We start from the raw sequence: 22,097 nt of genomic DNA on the forward strand, positions 1-22,097 counted from the left end.
CAGAAAAGGCTTGTATCGCAGAGGGTTACGAGTCTTGCGCGGCGAAGGATGAGTATCTGGCAGCCCAAGAATCGGAAAAGGCTTGTATCGCAGAGGGTTATGAATCTTGTGCGGCGAAGGATGAGTATCTAGCTGCTCAAGAAGCGGAAAAGGCTTGTATCGCAGAGGGTTATGAGTCTTGCGCAGCGAAGGATGTGGCGTTGGTAACCTGTACGGGGTTAGGTTATAGCAGTTGCGATCAAATGATGGGAGATAGTGGCTCATCAATAAACCCATTGGTTAGCGAAGATCAACAGCAGGGGCTATTGTTTGCAGGCCTTTCGGGTGCGTCTTATCGTTTCGAAGGTGGTGAAACTTATTGGCAGAATGTGACATCGGCCTCTGGTGAGTCTGTTCCATATTTTATTGGAGCTGAGATTGCGCCTATTCGGTATCAAAGAGCAGTGCTTAATAGTGAGGTAGAGGCACAAGGTATCCGTTATACCTATTCGGGGTCAGGTGTGACGACCTATTTAGGCTATTGGCCTGCGGGTGATTATAGCTTGCTTGATATGGATTCTTTAGAGCTATTAATCACTCCGGATGCTGATTTGGTCTATGCGGCGGCATCATCTGTGATGAGCAGTGCGGATGATATAAGCACATTAATGGCGTCATCAGGTTCTACATTTGATTTCAATAAGGTGGCAGATACCACGGAGTTTCAACCAATATTCGGTGATATGCTGTTAAGTGAAGCAAGTATGGAGTTTGATACTGCGGATCAAAAGTTACGGGGCGGTTTTATCCTGACAGGAGCTTCTAGCGATATTCTTTTAGCATCGTACGATGGTGCTTCTATTTCAGAGTTTTTAGCATCTGGTCTTTCTTTAACCGGTTATTATTATTCCTCCTCCTCTGAAACTGAAGCTGCCGCTGGTGGTTACTTCTCAGGTGGATTTGCTGGTGATTCGGCATCAATTGATGGGATATTTGGTACGTTATTTGTTGATGTACCAGATCTGAATCTAAAAGACGATATTGCTATTATTTTTGATCATAATGCTTTGTCTCCTATTGATCCTCCACAAAAAGATCCTTCGCAGACAGGCGCTCTTGATATTGGCTTGCTAGGATTTCCTTCCAGCTTGGGCATTAATGCGGGATTGATTGATCTTACCTGCTCTGAGTGTGGGATGGGGGAGGCTCCTGAAATAGTAAAGACTATGGATATGTCGCTTGAGTTTATAGGTGAGCAAGCCCCTGTGCTTGAATATTCAGAGATACCCGGTGGCGGTGGTGTCTATTGGGGTTATTGGTCTGACGCTGACTATATGGTGCAAGCGAGCAGTCCTGATATAGGCCCTGTCTCTTCTTCTAGTTTGGGGGCGCTGTCTTATATTTTCACGGATACCCTGCCAATGCTTAAAGATTTAACAGAGCTGGAAGGGATTACAGGACAGCCGGTGGTGATGTTCAACTTTATGGCCGGTGGTGATATTTTTGATTCAGGTGGTGAGCTTATTGATTCTATTTACAATGGTTCTGTGGCCTTAGATTTTGATAATAGCAGCATGGCTGTAAACCTTGACTTTATCTCTGGTAATGGACTTGCAGGCACTCACCTTTTACCTGATTTAAACGGCTTTAACGATTTAACTTTAACACCTTCCGGCTCTTCACCTACTAACTTTGATGGTGGCATATTGAGTGGCCGCTTTGCAGGTCTTGAGGCGGAAGCGCTGATGTTGATGTTAGAAACAACAGGTGGTTCCGGTAGCTTAGATGGTCGAGGATCGGCACTGATGATGCGTTAATCTACCCTGATGGTACGTTAATAGAATGCTCTTAGCGCTAATGTGATTTAGCCTGTGATGATAAACGACGGAGAAAAAGAGTGAATACGCTGCCCTATCAAATATCACGTTGGCTTAACCCTAGAAAAGAATGGGGTCGTGGCTACTCGACTTACCATTCTACCCGTCGCTCATCTGTTGCCTATTTTTGGGTTACGTTGCCTTTCCTTATGCTATTTTTACTTACCGTGAGTGTATCTGCTCTGGCTGCGAGTGGGGCTAAGGCAGCTAAAGAAGTAGTAGACAAAGAGGCTGTAGGCAAGTTGATGTTTACCCACGGGCAGGTTTCGCTTGAGCGTAGCATTGGTGATATTGAGGATAATGGCAGCAGCGAACAACTTTCAGCCACCCGAGGTGACTCTGTTTTTGAAGGTGATCGTATTATTACGGCGGCGGCCAGTAGTGCGCAGATCCGTTTTACCGATGGCGGTACGATGGCGCTTCGGCCTAATTCTGAAATGGTGCTAACCCGTTACAGTTATCAAAAAAATGATGGAAAAGAGTCCACACAGACAACGGATCTTGTCCGTGGTGGGCTGCGCTCTATTACTGGGGCGATCGGCCATACTAACCCTCAAAATGTTAGCTACCGCACACCTGTGGCGACCATTGGTATTCGCGGTACGATTATTCAGCTATTGCACTTTGAACCGGGTAGTCCAGATTTACCGGCGGGTTCTCAACCCGGTAGTTATTTGATGGTTGAGCAGGGTGCGGCGGCGGCGACTACATCGAGCACTCGTTTGATTCGTGCTGGGCAGGCTTTGGTGATGTTCAGCCCTGTGGCTCCGCCTGCTGGTTATCCGGCAGACGATGCGGTTTTTGGTACTGCGCCACCCCAAGGTGATCGTAATGCTAATCCTAGGCGACCTGGGAATAACCAAGGGCTGCCACCGGGGAATGGCTCAAGACCGCCTCCAGAAAGCAATTTAAGGCTACCGGCTGGGGATGCAGATCCTAGTTTATGGGCGGATGATTTGTTGACCGATAACGCTGACGATCAGAAGGAACAGATTACACAGCAAGAAAGCGATGATGTTTCACAGGATTTAGAGCAGGCCTGCCGTGATGAGGGTTTTGCCTCTTGTGCGTCTAAGGATGCGTTCTTGGCGGCGGAGCAGGTTTGTCAGTCTCAGGGTTTTGCCTCTTGTGCGTCTAGGAATGAGATATTGGCGGCGGAGCAGGCTTGTCGGGCTGAAGGTTATGCCTCCTGTGCGCTAAAAAATGCTGTTTTAGAGAGTGAGGCCGCGTGTCGGGCTGAAGGCTATGATTCTTGTAGCGTTAAGGAGTTCTATTTATTACTTGAGGCTGAATGTCAGGCTGAAGGTTATGCTTCCTGTTCAGCAAAAGATGAATTTTTAGCAGCGGAGCAGGTTTGTCAGGCTGAAGGTTATGAGTCTTGTTCAGCAAAAGATGAATTTTTAGCAGCGGAGCAGGTTTGTCAGGCTGAAGGTTATGCTTCTTGTTCAGCAAAAGATGAGTTTTTAGCGGCGGAGCAGGTTTGTCAGGCTGAAGGTTATGAGTCCTGCGCCGCGAAGGATATGGCGTTAGTAACCTGTACGGGGTTAGGTTATGCCCATTGCGATCAGATGATGGGGGACTCATCAACGAACCCTTTAACGTCGTCGGGGGCTAAAGGTCTGATGTTTACAGGGCTTTCGGGTACTGCTTATCGTTTTGAAGGTGGTGATACCTCTTGGATGAATACTACGTTAACCTCTGGTGAAACGGTTCCGTACTTTATCGGAGCTGATACTGGCTCTATTCGCTACCAAAGAAGGGTACCTGATAGTAAAGCTGAGGCTCAGAGTATTCATTATACCTATGAGTCGGGTGCGAGTGCTTACTTAGGTTACTGGCCTGCCGGTGATTATAGTTTGCTTGATACGGATTCTCTGGAGCTATTAATCACACCGGATGTTGATCTGGTTTATTCGGCGGCATCAACGGTGATGACTGATCCCGATGAAATTACTTCCTTGATGAATACAGCGAGTTATACCTTTGATTTTCTTATGGTGGCAGATACGACAGAACTGAAGCCGGTATTGGGTGATATGGTTTTGAATAGTGCGCAGCTTAATTTTGATACGATGGATCAAAAATTACGTGGAATTTTTACCTTATTAGGCGCTACTGACGATATTTTCTTAGAGTCGTATGATGGTGTTTCTATTTCAGAATTTTTGACATCAGGTATGCCTTTAGCTGGTTTCCACTACTCATCGCCTGACAATACAACTGCAAATGGTTTCTTTTCAGGTGGGTTTGCAGGTGATTCAGGATTAATTGATGGTGCATTTGGGGTGCTGTCTGTTGAGGTGTCGTCACTAGGTCTGCAGGATGATGTAGCTATTCTTTTTGAACATAAAAATATTGATGTTGGGCTGCTTGGTCTACCCAATGATTTAGGTCTTAGCCCTGGTGTTGTCGCTGCTGATTGCTCGTTGTTTGATTGCACATTAGGGCTTGAGACTATAGAAGGAAATGACATCTCTTTTGGGTTTACAGGCCCTAGTCAATCCTCATTGATCGATAGTAGTGTCCCAGGGGGGAATGTGTATTGGGGGTATTGGTCTGAGAATGATTATATGGCGGAAAGTAGTGATCCTGCTATCACCCCTGCTAGCTTAGGCGATCTGCCTTATATCTTTACTGATGCCCTGCCAGTGCTTAAGGATATAACAGAGCTGGAAGAGCTTGCTGCAGGGCCGGTGGTGACATTTAGCTTTGTAGGCGGCGGTAACATCAATAATCTTGCTGGCTCTTATTTAAGTGATGGTTCCGTAAGCTTGGATTTCACTAGCTCGACGATGGATATTAATCTTGACTTTGGCTCAGATGGTGGGCTTGAGGCTATAGGCGCTGATTTACCTGATTTAAGCGGTTTTGATTATCTGGCGTTAACACCAACGTCGGTCAGTAATTTTGATAGCGGTACGTTAAGTGGTCGTTTTGCCGGTACAAAGGCGGAAGCGCTAATGCTGATGATAGAAACAATGGGTGATTTTGGTAACTTAGATGGTCGAGGTACGGCCTTGATGGAGCGCCCTACCCCTTGATTTATGCGATCTAACTATACGATCTAACAACAGTGTTGCTTTTTGATAAAATAATGAATCAAATTTGATTAGGGTATTGAGTTAACTCATGGGTTTATCTTTGTTGTCGGCTTACCACACCGTTAAGCCTGATCCTGCCGATCCTCAGCAGCAGGTCAGTTTTGGTACATCGGGTCATCGGGGGTCTTCTCTTAGTGCCTCGTTTAATGAACATCATGTTTTAGCGATTGCTCAGGCGGTGGCGGACTATCGTAGCGCGCAGGGTTATAAAGGCCCCTTATATCTTGGTCGCGATACCCATGCGCTTTCTAAGCCTGCTTGGGCATCGGTGTTGCAGGTTTTAACCGCTAACGATATTCAAGTGATGGTTGATAATGGGGCGCTAGGCATTACCGCGACTCCTGTGATTAGTCATGGGATTCTTGTTCATAACCAGAAACATCCTGATCAGCTGAGTGATGGCTTGGTAATTACGCCCTCTCATAATCCGCCAGAAGATGGCGGTATTAAGTACAACCCTTGCCACGGTGGCCCTGCCGGTGGTGAGGCGACGGACTGGATTCAGCAGCGGGCTAATCATTATCTTACGGAAGGCTTAGATGGGGTTAAGCAAGTCTCGCTTGAGACGGCCATTGGGTTAGCCAATCCCTTTGATTATACCGCTCAATACCTAGGGGATTTGGGTCAAGTGATTGATCTGGATGCCATTGGTAAAGCGAATCTTAAACTGGGCGTTGATCCATTAGGTGGGGCTGGCTTACCTCTTTGGCTGGCGCTAGAGGATCAAACAGGTATTACGGTTGAGGTGGTTAATCACCTTATTGATAGCGGTTTTTCGTTTATGCCTGCGGACCATGATGGCAAAATCCGTATGGATTGCTCTAGCCCTTTTGCGATGGCGAACTTATTAAAGGTTAAAGATCGATTTGATTTAGCCTTTGGTAATGACCCTGATGCTGACCGACACGGTATTGTTGATTTACAGGGGTTGATGGCTCCGAATCATTTTTTAGCCGTGTGTATTGATTATCTATTAACCCATCGACCTGATTGGTCAAAAGATCTAAAAATTGGCAAAACATTGGTGTCGTCTTCTCTGATTGACCGCGTTGTTGCAGGCCATAACCGTGAGCTATATGAAACGCCTGTGGGGCTAAAATGGTTTGTGGATGGCTTTCAAGAAGGCTGGCTGGCCTTTGGTGGTGAAGAAAGTGCTGGGGCTACACTATTAACCCGTGATGGCCGTCCGTGGTCAACGGATAAAGACGGTATTGCGCTTTGCCTGCTAGCCGCAGAGATTATGGCGGTTACTGGAAAATCACCTTCGGAGTATTATCAGTCACTAACGGAGCATTATGGCCGTCCAGTGTATCGCCGAGTTGATACACCGTTAACGCTAGAGCAAAAAGCAGGCTTTAAAAATCTTAACGAGCAAAGCATTCAATCCACTCAACTTGCCGGTGAGCTGATTCAGCAGGTGATGGTTAACGCACCCGGCAATCAGGCGGCTATCGGTGGTATTAAAGTCATCACTGAGAATGGCTGGTTTGCTGCTCGACCAAGTGGTACCGAGCCATTATATAAGATTTATGCGGAGAGCTTTAAAGGTGAAGCCCACCTAAACGCGTTGATCGCCGAGGCTAGGGCGTTACTCGATAGGGCGCTAGTGCTGCCCTAAAAGATGAGTCTGCTTAATCATAAAAAAGTGCTGTGGTTTGTTAAGCCGGTATAAAAAATTAGTTAGATTAATTTCTTTGATTAATTAATGTGCTAATCTAAAAAAACCAATATATAACGTACTTTTTTGATGATACGTACTTTTCTGATGGTAACAGGGATCTCCCATGAAAAAGCAGCTTCTTTGCTCCGCTATCACCTTAGCCCTTGCCGCCCCTGCTCAGGCTGCAGTATTAATTGGTAGCTATGGCGCATCAACGACGTTAGGCCAAGTGGCATCACCTACGACAATTAATAGTGTGCGATATAATCCTGCTGCAGGGTATATCGCTCTTGATATCAATAATAACGAAAGTATGCGTTTTGGTTATTGGTCTCAGATTGGCGGAAGTGTTGAATTTGGTAAGGCTGATAACTTTGAAGATGATATTGACCGACTCATATCAGATCTGGATGATTTCAATGATAAGTTAGATGCCACGATTAATGCGACGATGGGCACAAACCCGAGTTCTATTTTTGCTAGTGAAACAGAAGCATTTAATACGGCCAAAGGTATTGAAACTGATTTTAATAGTTTGCTAGAAACCTTTGGTGACGATGGCCGCATTAAAGCTTCTTTTTCTTCGTCTATTCCGGGTCTACCGGTTGTCTTTCAGGTACCTAAGTTACCCGGCGTTATCAGTCTAGATGCTGGTGTCGGCTTTGTTTCTTCTGCGACGTTTAAAGATGCTCCTTTTAGTGGTTTGCCCGCCGATGCTTCTGGTATTACCGATTACAACCAGCTGAATGATTTTAAGACCGACTCTCAGGTTGTAGTTAAAGGCGGAACCCTGTTTCAGGTTGGTTTAGGTTATAGTCAGCCAATTAGCTCGATTCGTGAGATTGGCCCCCTTCAAGGTGAGTTAATCCTAGGGGCTAAGGCAAATCTGTATATCGCATCTTTGGCATCGGTAAAAACCAAAGTTGATCGTGATGATGACAAAGACGTTGGCGATTTAATCTCTGATGGTCTAGAAGAATCTGAAGACAGTACCGCTATTGGTATTGATGTGGGGGCGGTTTGGGCTGCGGAGAATTATCAGTTAGGTTTAACACTAAAAAACCTGAATAGCCCAGAGCTTGAGTCTAGCCTGAGCGATGATTTAAATACGACATCTGGTACTCAGACTATTTCCCTTGATCCTCAAACGACCGTTGATGGTGCGGCCTTTCTTAAAGACCGTATGTTTATGCTTGCTGGCAGCATGGACTTGAACAAAGTCGATGATCTGGTTGGTGATGAAGTGCAGATGATGCATGTATCGGGATCATTCTTCCCTGCAAGTACTCTGATTCCTACAATACGGTTAGGCTACGAGAAAAATTTAGTGGGTGAAGAACTGTCGGCCATTAATGCTGGTATTGGTCTTTTCCGAGGCGTTATGAACCTAGACGCAACCTACGGCTTAGAAACAACAGAAGTTGATGGTGATAGCATTCCTCGTCGCTTGGGTATACAGCTCAGCTTTGAAGAAACCTTCTAAGTCGCTAGGGTTGTTGTCTTAGAAGAAGCTCTAGCTGAAAAGTGAAGTGACCCCCAATAGTTGGACACCCAACATTGGGGGTCTTTTTTTATCTTTTTTTTTCTATAGAGGGTAGAATTTGCGGCAGGAATAACCTGCAAGCTGAGAAAATCATGTTTTTCATTAGCTTAAAAGGTTTTTGTTAGCGCAGCGGATGGTTGGATGGTAGAGGTTTACTTCGATGTTTAGTAATAATGTTGGTCACGATAATGCTGGTAATGTTAGTGGATTGGCCCTAGGAAAGCGGTTAGGTGCTTTTCTGTTATTAGGCTTTTTCAATTTGATAGCTCCAGTTATCTTATATGTCGATATGGTGATTCTCCAGCAAGAGATATCGGAAACCTCGGTTACAGAGCTTTTGCAGGAGTCTTTTTTGCTATTAAGCTTGGTTTTCTGGCTTGTTATTTATTTTAAAAATAAAGATATTAGACCATTTTCTGCCCTTGTAGCGGCATTCTATGGCGTATTGTTTATCCGTGAAATAGATATGTTTCTAGATGCTATCGTGCATGGTTTCTGGAAATACCCTGCGGTTATCGTTGCTATTCTGGGGATTTCTATCGCGATAAAAAGTTGGAATATAACCAAAAAATCGCTTTATTTCTTTTTAGAAAGCCCTAGCGGTATATTTACCGCTTTTGGCGTTTTGCTCGTACTATTTTTTAGCCGACTGTTTGGTTCATCGAAAATATGGGAGCCGATTATGGGTGAAAACTATACTTATAGTTATAAAGCAGCCATACAAGAAGGTGTTGAACTTTATGGTTATTCGATAATTTTTATAGGTTCCTTGATGGCTTTGTTTAATGTGTTTAAAAAAATAAAGACGCCTGATAGTAACCGTGCCAATTAAGTGGTTTTTTTAATGGTTATTTAATAATTTTTCGCAAAAGAATAGAGAATCTATATGAATATTGCTGTTATAGGCACGGGTTATGTTGGTTTATCAAATGCGCTCTTACTCGCTCAGCAGCATAATGTCATAGCCGTTGATACCGACTCTGAAAAGGTCGCATTGCTTAAACAGGGAATATCGCCGATTGACGATACCGAGATTCAACAGTTTTTAGAGGATCAAACGCTATCTTTTTCGGTTAGTTCAAACTATTTAGATGCTGTTCATCATGCTGATTATGTGATTGTTGCAACCCCTACGGATTATGATTCTGAGACCAATTATTTTGATACCTCAAGTGTTGAAACGGTTGTTAAGCAGGTGATTGATACAGGGCATAATCCCACGATAATTATTAAATCAACGGTTCCCGTTGGCTTTACTGAGTCATTAAGGGCGGAGTTAGGCTACGAGCTGCTGTATTTCTCACCAGAGTTTCTGCGGGAAGGACGGGCTTTATACGATAACCTTTATCCTTCACGGATTATTGTTGGGGCTGAAACCGAGCAAGCCCGCCTCTTTGCCGATATGTTGGCCCGTTGCGCTAAGATCAGTGATGTGCCCGTTTTATTAACAGGCTCCACAGAGGCTGAGGCGATTAAGCTGTTTTCTAATACCTACCTTGCAATGCGGGTGGCTTATTTTAATGAGCTGGATACCTATGCTGCGGTTCATCATCTTAATACACGGCAAATTGTGCAAGGTGTTGGGCTTGATCCTCGAATCGGCACACACTACAACAACCCCTCTTTTGGTTATGGCGGTTATTGTTTGCCTAAAGATACCAAACAACTGCTGGCTAACTATGACTCGGTTCCCAGTAACCTGATTCAGGCCATTGTGGACTCTAATGTGACGCGCAAAGATTTTATTGCTGATCAGGTGGCTAAATCCTCAGAGGGTGTTATCGGTGTGTATCGATTAGTTATGAAATCAGGCTCTGATAACTTTCGAGCATCAGCGATTATTGATGTGATTGAACGCCTTGTGGATAAGGGGCGGGATATTGTTATCTATGAACCTGCTTACGACGGGGCTGATTTTTTGGGAATAAAAGTAGAAAAGGATCTTGAAACATTTAAAGAGACGGCTTCTACGATTATTGCAAATCGCCTTGTTTCTGAGCTTGAAGATGTTGCTGACCGAGTGTTTACCCGTGATTTATTTGGCAGCGATTAGTGCTTTATCGTGATTAGTATCGTGATTTTTTAACGGCTAAATTATTGTTTTTCAACGGCTAATAGGTGTTTATGTGATTATTGTAACCGGTGGTGCTGGTTTTATTGGTAGTAATATCGTGAAGATGCTTAATGATCAAGGCAGAAAAGATATTATTGTCGTTGATGATCTAAGTGATGGTAAAAAGTTTTATAACCTGAACGATTGCGATATTGCCGATTATCTGGATAAAGATGACTTTATTGCAATGGCGATGGATGATGATCCGCTATTTGATAATGTTGACGTTGTTTTCCACGAAGGGGCTTGTTCATCCACTACGGAGTGGGATGGTAAGTTTATGATGGAGAACAATTATGAATATTCCAAAATCTTATTGCATACCTGCCTTCAACGTAAAATCCCATTTTTGTATGCTTCTAGTGCAGCGGTTTATGGCGGTAGTGCGGTATTTAAAGAATCCCGTGAATTTGAGAAGCCGTTAAATGTCTACGGTTACTCCAAGTGGCAGTTTGATCAGTATGTTCGTGGAATACAGCACACGTTCAAAAGTCAGGTCGTAGGTTTTCGTTATTTTAATGTTTATGGCCCACGGGAGCAGCATAAAGGTTCTATGGCCTCGGTCGCTTTTCACTTTAATAATCAGATTCAGGATACTGGCGTTTGTAAGTTATTTGCCGGTAGTGGCGGTTATGGTGACGGTGAGCAACGCCGTGATTTTGTTTATATTGATGACGTGGTTAAGGTTAATTTCTGGTTTTGGCAGAACCCCGAAAAGAGCGGTATCTTTAATTTGGGGACTGGCCGCTGCCAAAGTTTTAACGAGGTAGCCGATGCGGTTATTGCATGGCATAAAAACAATGGAATATCCGGCAACGCACCTATTGAGGGTAAAAAAGCCTCTGTTGAAGGTAAAAAAGCTCCTATTGAAGGTAAGAAAGCTCCTATTGAAGGTAAAAAAGAGTACATGCCTTTCCCTGAACACCTGAAAGGGGCTTATCAGAGTTTTACTGAAGCGGATATCAGCGCCCTGAGAACGGTGGGTTATACAGACGATTTTTCCTCTGTGGAACAAGGTGTTTCAGCGTATCTTGATTGTTTGAATCAAGCCTTGAACTAGTTCCTAGCCGTTAATATCGCCCATAAACACCTTATGTTCCTTGGAATATAAGGTGTTTTTTTATATTTGATCTAATGTCGGTGATCTAGCGTGAGATGTTTAATTATTTTATCGTGAGTGTTTAATGATTTTATACAGTGCGTCATAACGTTTTGCCATAAGCTCTGGGGAGAAGTCTTTTAAGTGTCTATTGGCGTTGTGGATAAGTTTCTGGCGTAGCTCTACATCGTTATACAGCTGCTCTAGGGCATTGGCTAAGGCAACACTGTCATTGACGGGAACCAACAGACCTGTTTTTTGATGCTGAATAATATCCGGTATCCCTCCCGCATCTGAGGCTACAATGGGTACGCCGCAATCAATAACATCCAGTAGCGTTGAGCCAAGCCCTTCATTGCGGGATGGAAATGCAAAGAGATCCAGACCTCGTAAATAATCTGCAATATTGTCTTTAAAGCCTAGCCAGCTGACGTTACTCAAGTCCTTTGAGGCCTCTTTTAATAGAGCCTCGTCACTGCCATTACCCAGAAAAATAAACTGAAATTGAGGATAACGCTCTTGCAGTATACGAGCGGCTTCAATTAAAACAAGCTGCCCCTTATGCTTGTCGACTAAGGCTCCAGCGTGACCAATAAGAAACTTATTGGGGTAGTCTTTTTTAAAGGCTTCTATGACGCTATCGTTTTTAGGCAGATGGGCAAAGGCGCTAGGTATTTGTTCAACGGCTCCACAGTCAAGCTGATTTAATAGTGCTGCAATTTTACTGGATATAGCAACCCTAGCTGATGCCGTACGATAATTGAGACGATTAAAGAGCTTGTTTTTTACCGGTACGTCAACTCGGCGTGTGATGATATAGGGCGTGTTGCGTAGCAGTTTATGCAGATACACCCAGTGAACGGCTCGGGCTTCATGGGCATGTGCAATATCGGCTTTGAAGCGGTTCATATGGGCGGATAGCTGGTGGGAGCCATTAATAAATCGAAGATTGTCTACCTTGGATAGATGCTGTCGAAGAGGAGAATCAGGGCGACAGACCAAAGCCTGCTGGTGTCCCAATGTTGATAGCTGTTCGATTAGTAACAGGGTTTGACGCTCGCCACCCCGAAAGCCTTTCGCAAGATTGACGTGTAGAATATTCAAGAGTTTTTTACCTTTTTCTTGGCATAAGCTTTTATGTATTTCCAAAATACGCCATTGGCATTGGATACAGAGATAACTAGCCCTCGCCATCCGTCCAATAGGCCAAGTTTTAGTATGTAGGTTCTAAAAAAAGCAAAAAAAGTTTTTAGAATAATAAGTATCGGGTGTCGTGCCTTGAGGCCGGATTCAGCCCGAATGGATGAGTAACGATTCACTTTTTCTAGAAACTGAGAGAGGTCATCCACCGCGTAATGTTTGATCACGCCAGAGAGTTGAACAATACTAACGCCTTGCTGTGGAACGACTTGCTCATGAACTTTAGCGTCATTGAATTGGGCGCTGGTACGGTTGAAGAAACGGATTAAAGGGTCTTTCCCCCAGCCTGAGTAACGGATGGCTCGACCCAGAAAATGATTCTCTCGTAGTATAAGACCTGCCTGTCTATTTTCCATACGGGATGCCAAGAGACTATTTTTCAATGCTTCGCTAACAATTTCGTCCGCATCAAGGGATAAAATCCAATCATTTTTAGCTAGGCTAACGGCGTGGGCTTTTGTTGGCCCGAAGCCGAGAAAGTCTCCTGAGTACCAGCTCACATTGGGGAAATTACGGGCTAAGGACTCGGTATCATCGGTTGATCCGTTGTCGTAAATAACAACCTCGTTGAAATCAATCACGGAGTTCAACAGCTCTTCAATGTGCGCGGCACCATTTTTTACGATAATAACAACGCTCGTTTCTTTAAGCATGATGACTTACCTCGTCGCGGGTTATGCTCCAAAGAATCACGAGCATAAAAGCAAAGATCATAACGCCACTGTTATGGCTTAAAAAGGCTTGGGTTAGGCTAAAATCAATATAGGCAACACAGAGCAGGCTGCCAGCAGCCTGATATGAGCGCACCTTAAGGTCTTGAGCTTGAGTAATATTCAAAAATAAGCGAATGGGCCATAGATACATCAACAGGAGCGCAATTAAGCCGACAATGCCGCGTTTAGCCGCCACATCAAGGTATTCATTGTGAGCATGGCCAAAACGTCGGGCGTTATCCGTGATGATTTTTTGATCGGCCAGCTCTCCCATCCTGGCTTGATAGCCGGGTTCACTCCAGCCGGTCAGCGGTTTTTCTAAAAATAGCTGTGTGGCACCTTTCCACATTTCAAAGCGTAGGCCAACAGAAGTGTTCGCGTTTCCGTCTTGATACGTTTCAACATTACTAAGGGCTTGTTTAATACGCATCTGGACGCCGGTTTGAGGTACACCGTATATGAGTGCGGTAAGGAGTAGGGATGCGGCTATTAACGTTACTAATAGCTTTTTATTGATCCAAGGTTGAAAGCTTTTATAGAGTACCAATGCGGTAAAAGGTAGCCCGACCCAGCCACCTCGACTACCGGATAAAATGGAGCCCAAAAAGCCGGCTATAAAACCTAGACCCATTAAAATAAGCCATTTATTTTTGTGGTGCGGTTGTGATAAACACCAACCGATACTGGCTAAGCAAAGTAAGCCAAATAGCATGGATATATTGCCAAATTGGATGCTATTGGTATGGCCTTCTGCGCGAGCCATTCCTAAAACAAATTTTTGCCAACTGGCTAGAAACCCTGAACCGATAGCCCCTAATGCGATACCAGACCAAAGAAAGGCGGCCTTAGGAGGAAAGCGCAGCAATAGTATCAATACCCCCATCGCCATTAAAAATCGGCTGGGTTTATCCAGTTCGCGGGAGCCTTGGTCTGTTAGTAGAACCTCTAATATCCATACGGCTGCAAATAAGCCGAGCACGAGAAGGATTTTTTTATCATCAGATGTTAATTCAGGCCAAAAACGGGGCTGGATAAGGAGCGGTATACTGCCAAGAAAAAGCAATAGAGCACCTAGCGTGTAGCCTGAGCTAACCGTTAAGGCGATAGCTGAAAATAAAAACACACTGCTTGATGTAAAGAAAATCCCAGGAGGTATGGCGTACTGTGAGCGCATTAATTTGTCTCTAGTTAACAATTCTGCTTAATACTGAATCAATACGTATCTCGGTTAAACACTTCAAATGACCCAAGGGACATTGGCGTTTAAAGCAGGGGCTGCACTCTAGGTTTAGCGTATGGATAACCTTGTTATCGGTCAGTGGCGGTGTAAACTCTGGCGAGGAAGAACCATAGATACCATGCACTCTTGTGCCTACTGCGGCGGCAACATGCATCAAACCGGAGTCATTACTAACAACCTGCTCCGCTTGCGCTAGCAAATCAACCGCGTCGGAAAGGCTTGTTTTTCCACATAGATTGTAGGTGTTATTTAGTTTATTGCTAATGACTTCACCTGCGGCCTTATCTTTAGGGCCTCCTATGATCCAAACCTGATAACCTTTGTGCTCTAGTTGCTCCGCCAACTGGTGAAAATAGTCTAGAGGCCACTGTTTTGCAGGGCCGTATTCTGCCCCTGGCATCATCGCTATTGCTTTCTGATTCACCTGTAATGAGAATTTTTCCGCAAGCTGCGGCCAATGCTCGTGTTTTACCTCTAACTGAGGATAATGAATATGCTCAGAGGTGAGTATTTCTGAGCGGTCTAGACCTAAATAGGTGAAGCGTTTCACCGTTTGGTTTAGAACTGATTTGTCGAGTTTGCGACGATCATTCAGCAGGATAAAGCGTTGTTCACCGTGGAATCCCGTTCGATGGGGAATCTGTGCGGCAAAAGGCACTAGGGCTGACTTCCATGAGCGTGGCAGGGTAATGCTATGGGTGTATTTCTCGCAGCGCAGGGATTTTCCCAACGTCCAGCGATCGGTGAATTTGAACTCGCCATGGCCGGTTTTTAGTGTGATAGAATTGCGTACTTCTGGCATTCTTTCCAGAATTGGCGTTGACCAACCAGGGGCAATTACATCGATGATAGCGTCAGGGTGGCGAGCTTTTAATAGTTTAAATAGGCTTTGGGCCATAACCATGTCGCCTACCCAAGAGGGGCCTACAATTAGGTATTTTCTCATCGTAACTCATCAGGCTTATATTATGAGGTGTAATGGTACACTTTTTCCCCAGTTTTACCCATACACGATGAAGGTTGGCGAACTTGTTTCGGTCCACTGTGATTTAATACGTTTGATTTATTGTGAACTTGATAATTAAGGCTTTGACCGCATGAAATTTTTTGAACCGACACAGAGCAAAGTGTTAGTGATTGGGGATGTGATGCTGGATAAATACTGGCATGGCTCAACCGATAGAATCTCCCCTGAAGCGCCGGTACCTGTGGTCAAGGTTAAGGCTGTTGAAGCTAGGGCGGGTGGCGCTGCAAACGTTGCTTTAAATATTGCAGCATTAAATGCCAAGGCGCAGATTGCAGGTTTGGTTGGTGACGATAACGAAGCCAAGGAGCTGGCGCTATTGCTTGATCAGCACTTGGTTGAATCGGTACTGGTAAAAGCAGGTTCGGCACCAACAATCAGTAAACTAAGAATTATGAGCCGCCATCAACAGTTGTTACGTTTAGACCAAGAAGAGATCTTTTCGTTACAGGATGCGAAGCAGGTTCAGTCTGAGATTGAGCCTTATTTAGAAAGTGCGGCAGTGGTTGTATTGTCAGACTATGCTAAGGGAACTTTACAGCAAACAACGGCATTAATTGCAGCGGCACGAGCAAAGAATTGTCAGGTTTTGGTTGACCCTAAAGGGACTGATTTCTCCATTTATAAAGGGGCGACGCTTTTAACGCCTAATATGGCAGAATTTGAAGCCGTAGTGGGTGCTTGCAGTGATGAGGAAACGGTTGTTAAGCGCGCTTTTGATCTGATGAGAGAGATACAGCTTGATGCTTTGCTACTGACCCGTAGCGAAAAGGGAGTGACGCTCTTTATGGCGGAACAAGACCCAGTCTATTTTGCGACCAATGCGCAGGCTGTTTTTGATGTAACAGGGGCAGGCGATACCGTTATTGCAACGTTAGCTTCAGGTTTGGCATCGGGTTTAAGTCTTCCTGATTCTGTTGAAATTGCGAATATTGCAGCAGGTATTGCAGTGTCTAAACTGGGCACAGGAACGGTATCTCTTATTGAGTTGAATCAAGCGATAGAGGAATATGCCGGGCTTGAAAATAGAAAAGTATTAACGGAGTCTGAGCTGATAGACAGCTTAGTAAGAGCTCGCTCTTTAGGGCAAAAAGTTGTTTTCACGAATGGTTGTTTTGATATTCTGCACCCAGGGCATGTGAGCTATCTTTCCCACGCTAGAAAGTTGGGGGATAAACTCATTGTGGCGGTGAACTCAGATGCATCGGTCTCTCGTTTAAAAGGCCCAAGCCGTCCTATTAACGGCCTTGAACATCGTATGCATGTTTTGGGCGGGCTAGCTTCAGTGGATTGGGTTGTGCCCTTTGAAGAGGATACTCCTGCTCGTCTTATTGCAGCACTTGGCCCCGATGTACTGGTAAAAGGAGGCGATTACAGCGTTGACGAGATTGCAGGTGCTGATAGCGTTATAGCGTCAGGTGGTACTGTTAAGGTTCTCAATTTTGAGGATGGCTATTCAACAACGGGCATTATTAAAGCGGCTCATCAATCAAGCTTAAAATCATAAGGGTGTAAGTGTATGGATCTTTCAACTCCTCAGTTCCAAAATTGGACTGATATTGCAATTCAATGGGCTGATAAAATATGGCCTGCGCTACTTTTACTGGTTATCGGTCTATGGCTGGTTAAGCGTGTTAAGCATGTATTGATCAGGCTGCTGCAGAAGAAAAATATGGATGAAGCTGCTGCTAATTTCATCGGTCAGATCGCCCATAGTGTTTTACTGGTTATTGTCTTTATTTCGGTACTGAGTGAGATTGGTGTTGATACCACCTCTCTTATTGCTGCATTAGGTGCGGCAGGTTTGGCCGTTGGTCTGGCGTTAAAAGGTTCTATGGAAAACCTTGCAGCAGGTATTCTTTTGGTGTCTCAGCGCCCCTTTAAAAAAGGTGACTTTGTAGAAGGCTCTGGTGTTTCCGGCAGTGTCGATAAAATCACCATGCTAAATACGCGCCTGAAAACGCCAGACAATAAGATGATTGTGGTACCAAATGCATCTCTAGTGAATGGTAATCTAACGAATTACTCTGCCAATCCGACCCGTCGCTTGGATCTTGTTGTGGGTGTTGGCTATGATGATGATATTCGTCTGGTTAAAGAAGTTCTGAAAGAGATTATTGCAGCGGAGCCGAGGGGTAAGAAAGAACCTGAATCATTAGTGGCTGTTAGTGAGCTAGGGGATAGTTCGGTGAACTTTACCGTAAGGGTCTGGGTTGATGCTGCCGATTACTGGCCAACAAAGTTTGATCTGACAGAAAAAATTAAGCTGACCTTTGATGAAAAGGGGATTTCTATTCCGTTCCCGCAACGGGATGTTCATCTGTATCAGCACCAAGATCACTAATTCTTTCCTATCGCAGTAGCTACCAATGGGCTGATTATATATCGGCTCATTGGTATTTCTGGACGTTATCTTTATGCACTTCCTAAAGCTCCCCTTTAAGATCATTGCAGCTTCTGTTGCGATTCTTTTTGTCTGTCGACTTACTCTGTTAGCAAGCTATCCTGATTATTTCTCTATGTTATCCACAGAGGAAATTTTTGTAGCCTTTGCTCAGGGAATCCGTTTTGATATATCGATCACTGTTCTGTCTCAGTCGATCATTCTATTACTTCTCATTGTACCGTCGGCTCGATTGCAAAAAAGAGTTGTTTTGCAGTTTCTGAGCGGGATATCGCTGATTATTATGTTAGTGGTGCTAGCCGTTACATTGGCGGACATCTCTTACTTTGGTGAAGTAAAGCGTCATCTAGGCAGCGAGATTACACGGCTGCAGGATGATTTTGGCATTATTGTTGATATCGCTCTAAGTTCCCGTTTACTTGAAACGATGGCTTCACTGTTCTGCATTTTATTGGTTATAGTCGGCTGGTATTTTGTTATTATTTCACCGATTAAATATCAAAATAGACGCTTGCCTCAGCGTTATTGGTCGCGGGGTGCTCTCGCTATTAGCGCTTTTTTCGTTATTCTTTTTTTAGGTCGAGGGCTCATTCTTCAAAGTAAGCCCTTGGATATTGTCGATGCCTTTTCTCAAGGTAATCAGCAGCAGGCAAATTTAACGCTTAATGGCGCTTTTGTCGCGCTCAAAGAAGGTCGGGCGAATGCCCATAAGCGACTCAGCTATTTAACGGCTACCGAATTCCAGCAAAATCCCAACTATAAAGAGCGCCAAGCTGCATTTAAGCTGACAACACAGCCGTTGTTTAAGCAAAAAAATGTTGTTTTTGTACTGCTAGAAAGCTGGAGTTATAAATATATTGATGGCTTGGCTGGTGGTCACTATCAGGTGACACCTTTTATGGATCAGTTAATTCGTAAGTCGGTGGTTTGGGATCGTTTTTATGCAGCAGGTCAACGTAGTATCTTGGGGATTCAGGCGGTATTAGCATCGGTGCCCGTTATATCGACTCAACCGATTTTGGGTTATGGGTTAGAGCTTAACGCGCTAAGCCGCCTAGCGGCTGAAGTCGATCAAAAAGGTTTTTATACCTTAATGGTACAGTCCTCGAATCGGCGCTCTTTTCATATGGACGGTATTGCGAAGAGCTTGGGATTTAAAGAGTATTCAGGCAAAGAGGATATGCCGATATTGCGTGATTATCCGCAAGAGGTTCCTCGGTTTGGCTGGGACTATGAAACCCTTATGCATACCAAAAGCCGTATTGATGCTCAGTATCAGAAAGGGCAGCCTTTTTTCTCTTTCACCTTTACCGGCACAACCCACGAGCCTTTTTCAGATCCAGGCGCGGAATTCCATGTTTACCCGCACTCTGATGCCAATGAAGAAGGTTTTCTCAATACTCTGCGTTATTCTGATTGGTCTATCGAGCAGTTTATGACCGAAGCTGCTAAAGAGCCGTGGTATCAAGATACGGTTTTTGTTTTTAGTGCCGATCATGTGTTGCGAGTGAACTCTGATGACTTACACAGCCAGTTTCATATACCACTGATTATTTATACACCTGATGGTAGCTTGCCGGCTGAGCATAGAACTGATATTGCCTCTCAGTATGATTTGATGCCAAGCTTACTAGAGTTAATGGGCGTCGAGACAGATGTCAGCACGTTTGGCCGCTCACTTTGGCGGGACGATACGGCAGGCTCTGCTGTTGTCTATAAAGGCGCTGTTACAGGGTTAATTACCTCTAGTGCAGAGGTTGCTTTTACAGAAAAAGAAACGTTATTAGATGATCGTTCGGGTTTAAACGAACCTGCTCAAGAGCAACTTGCCAGTACTAAGTGGCGGCTTCAATACGCCGATAGGCTATTGAAAAATAATCAATGGGTGCAAGACAGTGCTGAGCAATAGATATTTTAACGGATAGTGCGAAATTCCCCTTCCAAAATCATCGAGCCTAAGCGAGATGTTTTGGTGGGCGATGGATAGCGCAACTTGCAAAGCAAGTTTTCTTATCCTATTCTTATCGGGCTTCAGGATTGCTTGAGTCATTAGACTGCTTGGAGTATGAAAACCACAATAGACACATTATATCCTCCGTTTCTTGTCTGAGCTTATGGCTACGCGTTGTAAGCAATCCTAACCGTAAGACGGGAAAACGAATCAGTTAGCCGCCCGTTTTGGCTAGGGCGACTAATGCGGTCGGGCATGGCCGTCTAGTCGTAGGAATCCCCCACTAGAATCAGCTTATCTGATTTAGTGGAGGGAGGATGTCAAGACTAGGTACCTTTACAGGCAGGTTCATGAAAGAAATCATTCTTATCAATATCTCTGGCGTCGATAAACCAGGGCTTACCTCTTCTATTACTGAGATTCTTGCTGGCTACGGCGTGAATATTTTAGATATCGGCCAAGCGGTTATCCACGATACTTTGTCTCTTGGTGTGTTGGTGCACATTCCTGAAGAAGCTGAATCGTCACCTGTATTGCGAGATGTTCTATTTAAAGCCCATGAGTTGGGCGTTAATATTCGTTTTACCCCTGTTACAGAAGATAGTTACGGGCTATGGGTTGATGGGCAAGGTAAAAATCGCTTTATTGTCACCCTGCTAGCGAGACAGGTAACTGCTGAGCATATTGCGAAAGTAACGGGTGTTGTTGCAAAGAATGATCTGAATATCGACCGCATTAACCGCCTTTCTGGTCGTATTCCTCTACGGGAATTAACAGAACAGAGTCGAGCCTGTGTTGAGTTTTCAGTGCGTGGTGATCCTGATGATCTATCGACAATTCGCGAGCAGTTTTTAAGTCTGGCTAATGAGTTGGGCGTGGATATCTCCTTCCAAGAGGATAATGTTTTCCGTCGCAACCGCCGCTTGGTGGTTTTTGATATGGATTCCACGCTTATTGAAGCTGAGGTGATTGATGAGTTGGCCAAGGCTGCAGGTGTGGGTGAGCAAGTCTCGGAGATTACTGAAAGTGCGATGCGAGGCGACATCGACTTTACGGAAAGCTTCAAGCGCCGCGTAGCGCTATTAAAAGGGCTGGATGAAAGTGTGCTGATTGGCATCGCTGAAAACCTTAAGATCACAGAAGGTGCTGAAAAACTGATTTCAACACTTAGCGCACTGGGATATACCACTGCAATTCTTTCCGGTGGTTTCACCTATTTCGGACACTATTTACAGAAAAAGCTGGGCATTGATTATGTTCATGCCAATGAGCTTGAAATCAAAGACGGCAAAGTGACCGGTAATGTCACGGGTATTGTCGTTGATGGTGAGCGTAAAAAAGAGCTGCTTAAACAGATCGCTGCTGATGAGGGTGTGCGTCTTGAGCAGACCATAGCTGTAGGTGATGGCGCTAATGATCTACCAATGCTAGGTACAGCAGGGTTGGGTATTGCTTTCCGAGCCAAGCCTATTGTTAAAGAGAGCGCCAAGCATTCGTTATCGACATTAGGCCTAGACGCCATTCTTTACCTGATTGGTTATAGTGACAGGGATTTAGACTAGACGTCTTTCTAGTTTCCGATAGGTTATAATGAGAAAGCCCAGGTTCGACTGGGCTTTTGCTTGTAAGTTAGCTTTCGGGTTCAATTGTTTGAAATAAAAACCATAAACCTTAAATAAAGCCTTGCACTCTCTTAGTTTGTGGGTATAATTCGCCCTCGTTGTCACAGAGCAAGTCTCTCTGCAACGGTTAACACTTTGTTTTCTATCACTTTTCTCCATAAACAACGTTGAAAAGAGTTTTGAAAGTTTTAATTTAAGTGTTGACACCGAGGATTGCATCTGTATAATACGCAGCCTCAGTTAAGCAAGTCGATTCGCTTTGAGCGCTTCTTGTCTAACAGCTCTTTAAAAATTCAGTCAGATAATTCGTGTGGGCGCTTGCCGAGGCGATCTTGGAAAAGTCACAAGATCATCAAGGTAAGCTTTCAAATCTCGAATCAATTCATTGATGTATTGTTTGTTCGCAAACAATACTGTGTATTGCGTTTAAGTTGTTAGTTATATCTTGAGCCAAGTTTGGATTGTCTTTTTATCTTCGGATAAATGGATCAGTCAACTTTTTTAAACTGAAGAGTTTGATCATGGCTCAGATTGAACGCTGGCGGCAGGCCTAACACATGCAAGTCGAGCG

15 protein-coding genes and 1 rRNA gene are annotated in these 22,097 nt (G+C 44.4%); 12 read left to right on the forward strand and 4 right to left on the reverse strand.

All coding sequences use genetic code 11. From position 1 onward, the window contains the following. The 7 genes from G517_RS19850 to rfaD form a co-directional block, all read left to right on the forward strand. The coding region (locus G517_RS19850) for a hypothetical protein (protein WP_036592048.1) at window positions 1–1,796 on the forward strand (1,796 nt) is incomplete at its 5' end. An 80-nt stretch (window positions 1,797–1,876) separates the two neighbouring features. Further along, a complete protein-coding gene (locus tag G517_RS0116995) occupies window positions 1,877–4,897 on the forward strand; it encodes a FecR family protein (protein ID WP_028305388.1) in 3,021 nt (1,006 codons plus the stop codon). Window positions 4,898–4,985: 88 nt separating this feature from the next. Next, the gene (locus G517_RS0117000) at window positions 4,986–6,575 is read left to right on the forward strand and encodes a phosphohexomutase domain-containing protein (RefSeq protein ID WP_028305389.1); all 1,590 of its coding nucleotides are present in this window, start codon (window positions 4,986–4,988) and stop codon (window positions 6,573–6,575) included. Between the two features lie 166 nt (window positions 6,576–6,741). Then, a complete protein-coding gene (traF, locus tag G517_RS0117005; RefSeq protein ID WP_028305390.1) occupies window positions 6,742–8,100 on the forward strand; it encodes a conjugal transfer protein TraF in 1,359 nt (452 codons plus the stop codon). A 220-nt stretch (window positions 8,101–8,320) separates the two neighbouring features. Then, window positions 8,321–8,992 carry a hypothetical protein gene (locus G517_RS0117010; protein ID WP_028305391.1) on the forward strand — a complete coding sequence of 224 codons (672 nt, stop codon included), beginning with the start codon at window positions 8,321–8,323 and terminating at the stop codon, window positions 8,990–8,992. 54 nt (window positions 8,993–9,046) lie between these two features. Continuing rightward, window positions 9,047–10,213 (forward strand): nucleotide sugar dehydrogenase, encoded by a 1,167-nt coding sequence (locus G517_RS0117015; protein WP_028305392.1) that lies wholly within the window; start codon window positions 9,047–9,049, stop codon window positions 10,211–10,213. Between the two features lie 73 nt (window positions 10,214–10,286). Beyond that, window positions 10,287–11,333 (forward strand): ADP-glyceromanno-heptose 6-epimerase, encoded by a 1,047-nt coding sequence (rfaD, locus tag G517_RS0117020; RefSeq protein ID WP_028305393.1) that lies wholly within the window; start codon window positions 10,287–10,289, stop codon window positions 11,331–11,333. Window positions 11,334–11,441: 108 nt separating this feature from the next. Here the strand turns inward: rfaD and G517_RS0117025 are convergent, their stop codons facing one another. From G517_RS0117025 to waaF, 4 genes are read right to left on the reverse strand one after another with little or no spacing between them, the layout of a single operon-like run. Further along, on the reverse strand, window positions 11,442–12,476 hold the full coding sequence (locus tag G517_RS0117025) for a glycosyltransferase family 4 protein (protein WP_028305394.1): 1,035 nt from the start codon (window positions 12,474–12,476) through the stop codon (window positions 11,442–11,444). After that, on the reverse strand, window positions 12,473–13,225 hold the full coding sequence (locus tag G517_RS0117030) for a glycosyltransferase family 2 protein (RefSeq protein ID WP_028305395.1): 753 nt from the start codon (window positions 13,223–13,225) through the stop codon (window positions 12,473–12,475). Before G517_RS0117030 ends, G517_RS0117025 begins: the two co-directional genes overlap by 4 nt. Continuing rightward, entirely contained in the window at window positions 13,218–14,459 is a 1,242-nt protein-coding gene (locus G517_RS19855; RefSeq protein ID WP_036592052.1) for an O-antigen ligase family protein, read from the reverse strand. Before G517_RS19855 ends, G517_RS0117030 begins: the two co-directional genes overlap by 8 nt. Window positions 14,460–14,469: 10 nt before the next feature. Continuing rightward, entirely contained in the window at window positions 14,470–15,471 is a 1,002-nt protein-coding gene (gene waaF, locus G517_RS0117040) for a lipopolysaccharide heptosyltransferase II (RefSeq protein ID WP_028305396.1), read from the reverse strand. A 151-nt stretch (window positions 15,472–15,622) separates the two neighbouring features. Between waaF and hldE the strand changes: the two genes are divergently transcribed. The 5 genes from hldE to G517_RS0117065 all read left to right on the forward strand — a co-directional run. Beyond that, the gene (hldE, locus tag G517_RS0117045; RefSeq protein WP_028305397.1) at window positions 15,623–17,056 is read left to right on the forward strand and encodes a bifunctional D-glycero-beta-D-manno-heptose-7-phosphate kinase/D-glycero-beta-D-manno-heptose 1-phosphate adenylyltransferase HldE; all 1,434 of its coding nucleotides are present in this window, start codon (window positions 15,623–15,625) and stop codon (window positions 17,054–17,056) included. Window positions 17,057–17,068: 12 nt separating this feature from the next. Continuing rightward, window positions 17,069–17,893: a mechanosensitive ion channel family protein gene (locus tag G517_RS0117050; protein WP_028305398.1), complete on the forward strand. Its 825-nt coding sequence runs from the start codon at window positions 17,069–17,071 to the stop codon at window positions 17,891–17,893. Window positions 17,894–17,966: 73 nt separating this feature from the next. Continuing rightward, window positions 17,967–19,862: an LTA synthase family protein gene (locus tag G517_RS0117055; protein ID WP_036592056.1), complete on the forward strand. Its 1,896-nt coding sequence runs from the start codon at window positions 17,967–17,969 to the stop codon at window positions 19,860–19,862. 392 nt (window positions 19,863–20,254) lie between these two features. After that, window positions 20,255–21,466, forward strand: coding sequence for a phosphoserine phosphatase SerB (gene serB / locus G517_RS0117060; RefSeq protein WP_028305400.1), 1,212 nt, complete (start codon window positions 20,255–20,257; stop codon window positions 21,464–21,466). A 563-nt stretch (window positions 21,467–22,029) separates the two neighbouring features. Continuing rightward, a 16S ribosomal RNA gene (locus G517_RS0117065) occupies window positions 22,030–22,097 on the forward strand; the annotation flags it as partial.

Source organism: Oceanospirillum maris DSM 6286, assembly GCF_000422865.1.
Classification (GTDB): Bacteria; Pseudomonadota; Gammaproteobacteria; order Pseudomonadales; family Halomonadaceae; genus Oceanospirillum; species Oceanospirillum maris.